1 protein-coding gene is annotated in these 8,503 nt (G+C 64.1%); it reads left to right on the top strand.

Features of this window, described 5'->3' with window-relative positions; genetic code table 11:
* Window positions 1-8,503: amino acid adenylation domain-containing protein (locus AC09SL_RS29280; protein WP_479571976.1), on the top strand; the 8,503-nt coding region annotated here is incomplete at both ends.

Below are 8,503 nucleotides of genomic sequence, written 5' to 3'. Positions count from 1 at the left end.
TGAGATCGAAGCGACGCTGACGGCCTGCGAGGGTATCCGCGAGGCCGTGGTCATCGCCCGTGAGGACGAACCGGGCGACAAGCGCCTGGTGGCCTATGTGATCGCTGCGCAAGGTGCGCAACCGTCAGCGATCGACCTGCGTACACAGTTGTTGCGGTCGCTGGCGGAGCACATGGTTCCCAGCGCCTTCGTGATCCTTGAAGCGTTCCCGTTGACCACTAACGGCAAACTCGATCGCAAGGCCTTGCCGGCGCCGGATCAGTCGGCCGTGATCAGCCGTGGATACGAAGCCCCGCAAGGCGAGGTCGAGACGGCCATCGCCCGCATCTGGCAGGACTTGCTCAAGCTCGAGCAGGTCGGCCGTCATGATAACTTCTTCGAGTTGGGTGGCCATTCGCTGCTGGCGGTGAAGCTGATCGAGCGCATGCGCCAGGTCGACCTGGCCGCCGATGTGCGGGTGCTGTTCGGCCAGCCGACGCTGGCGGCCCTGGCGGCCGCGGTGGGTGGGCACACGGAAGTCGTGGTGCCGAGCAATGCGATCCCGGACGGCTGCACGCGAATCACCCCGGACATGTTGCCCTTGGCCGATCTGGACCAGGACGCCATCGACCGGATAGTGGCCACCGTGCCGGGTGGCGTGGCGAATGTGCAGGACATCTATGCCCTGGCGCCGTTGCAGGAAGGGATTCTCTACCACCACCTCGCCGCGGAGCAGGGCGATCCCTACGTATTGCAGGTGCTGTTCGGCTTTGACAACCGCGAACGGCTGCAAGCCTTTGCCTACGCCTTGCAGAGCGTGGTGTCGCGTAACGATATCCTGCGCACCAGCATGGTCTGGCAAGGCCTGGCGGCACCGGTGCAAGTGGTATGGCGCCACGCGACCCTGGGCCTGGAAGAGGTCGAGGTGGACTCGGCGGGGGGCGATGTGGTGCAGCAGCTGCACGGACGATTCGATCCGCGGCATTACCGCCTCGACATCGCCCAGGCTCCGTTGATGCGCCTGGCCTATGCCCAGGACGTGGCGAATCAGCGCTGGGTTGGCATGCTGCTGTTCCATCACATGGCGTTGGACCACACGGCGCTTGAAGTCGTGGTGCATGAGATGCAAGCCAGTCTCTTGGACCAGGCGCACTTGCTGTCACCTGCCGTGCCGTATCGCAACCATGTGGCCCAGGCGCGCCTTGGGGTCAGTCGTGAGCAGCACGAAGGGTTTTTCCGCGAGATGCTTGGCGATATCGATGAGCCGACGCTGCCGTTCGGTCTACAGGATGTGCAGGGCGACGGCAGCGGCATCGAAGAAGCGCATCAGGACGTAGACGCCGCGCTGGCCCGGCGCCTGCGGACCCAGGCCCGTCAACTCGGCGTGAGCGCGGCAAGCCTGGTCCACCTGGCCTGGGGGCATGTGGTCGGGCGGGTCTCGGGCCGTGAAGAGGTTGTGTTCGGCACCGTGCTGATGGGGCGGATGCAGGGCGGCGACGGGGCCGATCGGGCCCTGGGCATGTTCATCAACACGCTGCCATTGCGCGTCAATGTCGGCGCCCAAGGCGCCCGCGCCGGTGTCAGGGCGACCCATGGCCGGTTGTCGGCCTTGCTCGGACACGAGCACGCGTCGCTGTCCCTGGCGCAGCGTTGCAGCGGCGTACCGGCCTCGCTGCCGTTGTTCAGCACGTTGTTGAACTATCGACACAGTGCCGCTGAAGCGGTGTCCGACACGGCCATCTCGGCATGGCACGGGATCCAGACCCTGAGCATGGAAGAGCGCACCAACTATCCGTTGTGCCTTAACGTGGACGATCTGGGCGAAGGTTTCCGGCTTACGGCCCAGGTCGTGAGCGAGGTGGGGGCCCAGCGTGTCTGCGGGTATATGCACTCGGCGCTGGACAGCCTGGTGGCGGCGTTGGAGCACACGCCAGACCTGGCGTTGCGGGAACTGTCGATCGTGCCGGCGGCGGAGCGCGAGCGGTTACTGGTGGACTTCAATGCCACCCAGGCCGAATACCCGCGGGAGCAGACCATCCACGGGTTGTTCGAGGATCAGGTGCAGCGCACGCCGGATGCCGTGGCGGTGCGTCACGGCCGACAACAGCTCAATTATCGCGAGCTCAACGGCCTCGCCAATCGCTTGGCCCATTACCTGCGCAAGCAGGGCGTGCAGCCCGATTCGCGGGTGGCGATCTGTGTCGAGCGCGGCATCGACATGGTTGTTGGCTTGCTGGCGATCCTCAAGGCCGGCGGCGGTTATGTGCCACTGGACCCGGCGTATCCGTTGGATCGGATTGCCTACATGCTGCAAGACAGTGCCCCGGCGGCGATCCTGGTTCAAGGCAGCACCCGCCATCTGTCGGGCGAGACGTCGGTGCCAGTGATCGACCTCGACAAGGGCGTCTGGCAGGACGAGGCGGCGCCCAATCCGCAGGTTCCAGGCCTGGTCTCGTCGCACCTGGCTTACGTGATCTACACCTCGGGTTCGACCGGCCAGCCTAAAGGCGTGATGATCGAGCACCGCAACACGGTGAACTTCCTGACCTGGGCCCATCGCTCCTTCGATGACGCCACATTGTCGAAAACCCTGTTCTCGACTTCGCTGAACTTCGACTTGGCCGTCTACGAGTGCTTCGCGCCGTTGACCTCCGGCGGCAGCATCGACGTGGTCACTAATGTGCTGGAACTGCAACAGGGCGAGCACGACATCACCTTGATCAACACCGTACCGTCGGCCCTCAAGGCGTTGTTGGAATCGGGCGGGTTGGGCGAGGGCGTCGATACGGTGAACGTCGCCGGTGAAGCCTTGAAGCGCAGCTTGGTGGAAGCGTTGTTCGAACAGACTCAGGTCAAGCGCCTGTGCAACCTCTATGGCCCTTCGGAAACCACGACGTATTCGAGTTGGGTGTCGATGGCCCGTGAGGATGGGTTTGCCGCGCACATTGGTAAACCGGTGGCGAATACCCAGTTCTATCTGTTGGATGAGTACAAACAACCGGTGCCACTGGGCGTTCCGGGCGAAATTTACATCGGTGGCGCTGGGGTCGCTCGCGGTTATCTCAATCGTGATGACCTGACGGTTGAACGCTTCCTGAAAGACCCGTTCAGCACGACTCCGAATGCCCGCATGTATCGCACCGGCGACCTGGGTCGCTACCTGTCGGACGGCAACATCGAATACCTGGGCCGCAACGACGACCAGGTGAAGATCCGTGGTTTCCGCATCGAACTGGGCGAGATCGAAGCCAAGCTCGCGCAACACGACGCCTTGAACGAAACCGTGGTCCTGGCCCGTGAGGATGTGCCGGGCGACAAACGTCTGGTGGCCTACTTCACCCAGCATTCACCTATAGACATCGAAACCCTGCGTACGCATCTGCAAGCGCAACTGCCGGCCTATATGGTGCCCACCGCCTACATGCGTCTGGATGCCTTGCCCCTGACACCGAACGGCAAGCTCGACCGCAAGGCCCTGCCGGCACCGGATCTGGATGCCGTCATCTCCCGTGGCTACGAAGCCCCGCAAGGCGAGGTCGAAACCACCCTGGCGCAGATCTGGCAAGACTTGCTGGGCTTGCAACAGGTCGGTCGCCATGATCAGTTCTTCGAACTGGGCGGGCATTCGTTGCTGGCGATCCAATTGATTTCCCAGGTGCGTCTGCGCCTGGGTGTGGAGCTGGGCCTGACCGAATTGTTCGCCCAACCTCAACTGATGGGGTTGGCGCAGGCAGTGGCCCGGGCCGGGCGCAGCACATTGCCGGAGATCGTCCGGGTTTCGCGAGAGGACGACCTGCCCCTGTCGTTCGCCCAGCAGCGCCTGTGGTTCCTGGCGCAGATGGAAGGGGCCAGCACGGCCTACCACATGCCCGCCGGGCTGCGCCTGCGCGGGGTGCTGGATCGCTGCGCCTTGCAGCGGGCGCTGGATCGCATCGTTGCTCGTCACGAGGCCCTGCGGACCACCTTTGTGCAGGTCAAGGGTGAAGAGCCTCGGCAGCGCATCATGCCCGCCGAGATCGGCTTCGCGCTGCTGCAACATGACTTCTCCGGCCAGGCCGACGCCGAGGACCAACTGCACGCGCTGGCAGCAGAGGAAGCCACCGACACCTTCAGCCTGGAACATGGCCCATTGATTCGCGGCCGCCTGATCCGCCTCGCCAGCGAGGACCATGTGTTGCTGGTAACCATGCATCACATCGTGTCGGACGGCTGGTCCATCGGCGTGTTGATCAAGGAACTGGCGGCGCTTTATGAGGCGTTCCGTCATGACCTGGATGATCCATTGCCGACCCTGACGGTGCAGTACGGCGACTACGCGGTTTGGCAACGTCGCTGGTTGAGCGGCGAGGTGCTGCAGACCCAAAGCAATTACTGGCGACAAACCCTGGCCGATGCGCCTGCGTTGCTGATGCTGCCCACCGACCGTGCGCGGCCTGCGCAACAGGACTATGCCGGGGCGACATTGCCGGTGGTCTTCGACGCCGACCTGACCGCGAACCTCAAGGCCCTTAGCCAGCGCCATGGCGTCACGCTGTACATGACCGTGATGACGGCCTGGGGCGCGTTGTTGAGCCGGCTTTCGGGCCAGGATGATGTGGTGATCGGCTCGCCGGTGGCCAACCGCACGCGCTCGGAAGTCGAAGGGCTGATCGGTTTCTTCGTCAACACCTTGGCCGTGCGCATCGATCTCTCGGGGGCGCCAACCGTGGCAACCCTGTTGGCCCGGGTCAAGGTCCAGGCCCTGGGCGCCCAGGCGCATCAGGACCTGCCATTCGAACAAGTAGTGGAAGTGCTCAAGCCGGTGCGCAGCCTGGCCCACAGTCCGCTGTTCCAGGCCATGCTGTCCTGGCAGACCCATGACAACACCGACCTGGTGTTGGGGGACTTGAAACTCGAAGGCCTGGGGGCGGCAAGCAACGTCGCCAAATTCGACGTGTCCCTGGAGCTGGGCGAGATCCAGGGGCAGATGTTTGGTGCCCTTGAATACGCCACGGCGTTGTTCGACGAACGAACGGTGCAGCGTTACCTCGGCTACTTCGAGCGCCTGCTGCGGGCCATGGTCGCCAACGACCAGGTCCAGGTCGAACGGATTGCGCTGCTGGACGATGTCGAACGTGAGCATTTGCTGACCTGTCTTAACGCTACCCAGGTCGCGAACCCGCGTGAGCAGACCATCCATCAGTTGTTCGAAGCCCAGGTCGAGGCTCGACCGGACGCCATCGCCGTCTTGTGCGGTGATGAGCGACTGAGTTACGCCGAACTGAACCACCAGGCCAACCAGATGGCTCATCACCTGATCGGCCTGGGCATCCGCCCGGATGACCGGGTGGCGATCTGTGTTGAACGCGGAGCCGAAATGCTCATTGGCCTGTTGGCCATCCTCAAGGCCGGTGCCGGTTACGTGCCGCTCGACCCGGCGTTTCCAGCCGAACGCTTGGCCTACATGCTCGCCGACAGTGCCCCGGTGGCACTGTTGAGCCAAGATGAACTGCTAGGTCGTCTGCCGGCGTTGACGGTGCCGGTGGTGCTGCTCGACCGCGCCGAACGCGTGCGTTGCGGCATCGCCGCCGGTCGTGACGATAATCCGCTCGTTGCCTCCCTGGGCGCGCGCCACCTGGCCTACGTCATCTACACCTCGGGCTCCACCGGCAACCCCAAAGGGGTGATGGTCGAACACCGGGGCCTGGTCAACTACTGCGTCGATGCGGTTCGTTTGTTCGGCCTGACGCCGGCGGACACGGTGCTGCAACAGAACACCCTGAACTTCGACCTGTCGGTGGAAGAGATCTTCCCGGCGCTGCTGGCCGGTGCCACCCTGGCGCCGACCCGGCAGCTGTTTGGCAGTGCCGAGTTGCAACAAAATGGCGATATCCGCCCGACGTTCCTGCATCTGACAGCGGCCCATTGGCATACCCTCGTGGCCGAATGGCACAACACACCGGCCCAGGCTCGGGACCATTTGCGCGACGTGCGGCTGATCAACGTCACCGGTGATGCCTTGTCGACGCAGAAATTGCAGATATGGGACGCGGTTCGTCCCGCCCATACGCGGTTGGTCAACACCTATGGCCCGACCGAGGCCACGGTGTCCTGCACGGCCGCCTACATGGAGCATGACGCGGTCGATGGCATCCTCGGCAACGCCTGCATTGGCAGGCCGATGGCCAACACCCGGATCTACCTGCTTGATGCGCACCGCCAGCCTGTGCCGTTCGGGGTCATGGGGGAAATCTTCATCGGTGGTGACGGTGTGGCGCGCGGTTACCTGAACCTTGACGCCATCAGCGCCGAACGCTTCCTGGCCGATCCGTTCAGCGACCAGCCCGATGCGCGCCTGTACAAGACCGGTGACTTGGCCCGTTATCGTCCGGACGGACGCCTCGAATACCTGGGCCGCAACGACTTCCAAGTCAAGGTCCGTGGGTTCCGTATCGAACTGGGCGAGATCGAGGCCCGGCTGGGCGACTGTGCCGGGGTCAAGGAAGCGGCGGTGATCGTGCGCGAAGACACCCCGGGCGACAAACGCCTGGTGGCCTATGTGGTGCCGCAGGCCGGGACGCGCCTGGACGCGGCGACCTTGCGTGCGCAGTTGTCGACGCAATTGGCCGAATACATGCTGCCCGGCGCGTTTGTCAGCCTCGCCGCATTGCCGCTGACGCCGAACCGCAAGCTCGACCGCCAGGCGCTGCCGGCGCCCGATGCCGAGGCGTACGCCAGCCGCACCCATGAAGCGCCTCAGGGCAACACGGAAATCGTCCTGGCGCAGATCTGGCAGACCCTGCTCAAAGTCGAGTCGGTGGGCCGCCACGACCATTTCTTCGAATTGGGGGGGCATTCCTTGCTGGTGATGCGCTTGATCGCCCAGGTACGCGAGCAATTGGGCATGGAACTGAACCTGAGGGATGTCTTTGCCCAACCGCAATTGAATGCGCTGGCCCAAGTGCTCTCCCAGGCGGCACACAGTACCCGACCCGGTATCGTGCCGGTGTCCCGCGAACAGGCGTTGCCGTTGTCCTTCGCCCAGCAGCGCCTTTGGTTCCTGGCGCAACTGGACGGGACCAGTGCGGCGTATCACATCCCCACTGGCCTGCGCCTGCGAGGCGCGCTGGATACGTCGGCGCTCACCCGCGCACTGGATCGTATCGTCGCCCGTCACGAGGCCCTGCGTACCACTTTTGTGCAGGCGCAGGGGCGGGAAGTAGAACAGCGCATTGCCCCGGCCGACGTCGGTTTCGCGTTGCAGTTGCAGGCCTTGGCAGGGCGCGCGGACGCCGAAACCGAGCTGCTGGTCCTGGCCGAGGAGGAGGCTCGCCAGGCCTTCGACCTGGCCCATGGCCCGCTGGTACGTGGCCGACTGGTGCGGATGGCGGAGGATGATCACGTGCTGTTGGTGACCCTGCACCATATCGTCTCCGATGGCTGGTCCGCCGATCTTCTGACCCATGAATTGGGCGTGCTGTACGAAGCGTTCCGTCAGGGCCAGGACGATCCATTGCCGGCGTTGCCGATTCAGTACGCGGACTATGCCCTTTGGCAACGGCGCTGGCTCACCGGGGAGGTCTTGGCCGAACAGGAACGCTTCTGGCAGCAGACCCTGGCCGACGCACCAGCCTTGTTGACGTTGCCAACCGATCGGCCACGGCCTGCGCAGCAAGATCACGCCGGCGCGGTGGTGGGGATCGTCCTCGACGAAACCCTGACCCAAGGCCTCCAGGCGTTGAGCCAGCGCCATGGCGCTACCTTGTTCATGACGGTCATGGCCGCCTGGGCCACGATGCTCAGTCGCCTGTCCGGCCAGCACGACGTGGTCATCGGTACGCCGGTGGCGAACCGCATGCAAGCGGAAGTCGAAGGCCTGATCGGTCTGTTCGTCAACACGCTGGCGCTGCGCGTCGATGTGGCGGACGGACTGACGGTGCAAGCCTTGTTGCAACACGTGAGGGCTCGGACCCTGGACGCCCAGGCGCACCAGGACCTGCCGTTCGAACAAGTGGTGGAAGTGGTCCGGCCATTGCGCAGCCTGTCCCATAGCCCGGTGTTCCAGGCCATGCTGTCCTGGCAGAACAGCGAAGCCACGGGGTTGGAACTGGGCGATATGTCGCTGCAAGGGTTGGGCGTAACCAGCCGCACCGCGAAATTCGACGTGTTGCTGGACATGGCCCTGATCGATGGGCGCTTGTTCGGTTCGCTGGAATACGCCACGGCGCTGTTCGACCCTGCCACGGCGGAGCGCTACCTCGGTTACCTGGAGGGCGTGCTGCGGGCCATGGTGGCTGATGAGCAGACCCTCGTGGCGCAGATTCCGCTGCTGGCTGACAACGAGCGCCGGCATCTGTTGGAAACGTTCAATGCCACGGCGGTCGATTACCCGCAGGGCCTGACCTTGCACGGCTTGTTCGAAACACGGGTCGCGGCCTGTCCGGGTGCCGTCGCGGTTGTCTCTGGCGAGGCAGAGTTGAGCTACTCGCAATTGAATACGCGCGCCAACCAGGTCGCTCATCGCCTATTGGAACTGGGCATTCGT

This window comes from Pseudomonas sp. PF05 (genome assembly GCF_056521845.1).
The sequence above is the reverse complement of the archived record's forward strand: the minus strand, read 5'-3'. Positions and strand labels throughout refer to the sequence as shown.